The organism is Mycobacterium sp. 852014-50255_SCH5639931, assembly GCF_001665605.1.
In the GTDB taxonomy this organism is placed as follows: domain Bacteria; phylum Actinomycetota; class Actinomycetes; order Mycobacteriales; family Mycobacteriaceae; genus Mycobacterium; species Mycobacterium paraffinicum.
The window spans coordinates 1-1,232 of the sequence record NZ_LZSV01000014.1 but is presented as its reverse complement, the minus strand read 5'-3'; the positions used below and the strand labels follow the sequence as shown (position 1 = coordinate 1,232).

Annotated in this window: 1 protein-coding gene and 2 pseudogenes; all 3 read right to left on the bottom strand. The window is 64.0% G+C overall.

What is annotated here, in order from left to right; translation table 11 throughout:
• Nucleotides 1-98: pseudogene (locus tag A5758_RS25050) on the bottom strand (WXG100 family type VII secretion target); the annotation flags it as partial.
• A gap of 282 nt (nucleotides 99-380) precedes the next feature.
• Nucleotides 381-680 carry a PE family protein gene (locus A5758_RS07460; protein WP_067202177.1) on the bottom strand — a complete coding sequence of 100 codons (300 nt, stop codon included), beginning with the start codon at nucleotides 678-680 and terminating at the stop codon, nucleotides 381-383.
• A 468-nt stretch (nucleotides 681-1,148) separates the two neighbouring features.
• A pseudogene (locus A5758_RS25045) lies at nucleotides 1,149-1,232 on the bottom strand (hypothetical protein); the annotation flags it as partial.

Genomic DNA, 1,232 nt, shown 5'->3' with positions numbered 1-1,232 from the left:
ATCTTGCGAGCCTCGTCCTCAACCGTCTGGGCGTGCACCTCGAAGCGGCCCGCCATCGCCCGCATTTCGTGCGGGTCAGTCATAAAACGTGTTGCCATGTGGCTGTCTCCTTAAGTGAGTACTCAGATACTTGCGGTGGTTACGACGATGGCCGGACCGGTCACGCGCTGGCGAGCCGCCGAGCCGAATGCAAAAGGATGATCCCCCCTTCCCGTCAGCCGGCGGCCACCGGTTGCTCTAACACGGTGAGACGGACGTCAAACCCGAACTCCGGCGTTTGAGTTGTCCGGCCGTCAGCCCCCGAGATCATCGGTAGCTGGGCGGTCAGGCGGGATTCCACGTCGAAGACGTCCTGTCCCAGACCGTCAACCGCCAAGCGACTAGCCCGTGGCAGCTGCGTTGATTGCCTCGGCCGCAGCGTACGAGCCAGAACTTGTCGACAGCGTGTTCACGAACGCCTCGTGAATGGCGGCGGCCTGCGCGCTAACCGCCTGGTACATCTGCGCGTGCGCCGCGAACTGCGCCGCCGTCAGCGCCGACACCTCGTCGGCAGCAGCGGGCACCACCCCGGTCGTGGGGGCGGCGGCAGCCGCGTTCTGAGCGCTCAGCGTTGAGCCAATGGCCTGCAAGTTTCCGGCCGCCGCAGCCAGAGCCTCGGGCTGTGTGGTCACGAACGACATACTTGGTTCCCTCCTAGTTCAATCCCCGACTCTGCAGAGAGTAGATGACCGCGACCCCTCAAGCTCTTTCGGAAGCCGCCTGTTTGCAACTGTTCACTTGACGGTACGGCGAATTCATTTTTGGTAACGCCACAGTAACAGCGCCTGACCTGGATCGCAGCACCTTTCGGTTGCGTCACAGCAAACTGTGACTTACCCGGCAGGCAAAGTTGCTGGTAGACCTTTCCCAGCCGCTGTGGCACCGCGGTTCCCAATAAGATCTCGTTGCTCGCAAACTCCTTCCGCACGGTCGGCGACCGCCCACAGCATCCCCGACGACCGGACCTCTCCGAAAGGGTTTTGAGTCCCTCGAGCGGGGGCACTAGGTCCTTTCGGCCGGGATGGTCGGCCGGTGAGCGGCAACACGACGCGTGACTGCGTCTACGTCCATTCGTCCTCACGCCGGCTACGTGGTTCCACCGCGGGTGATCAGCCCGCGAAGGGGGGTCGGGCCATGACGGTGGGGCGGAATCCGTATCGGGGTCCGGCGCCGGCGTGGGTGCCGGTGCCCAT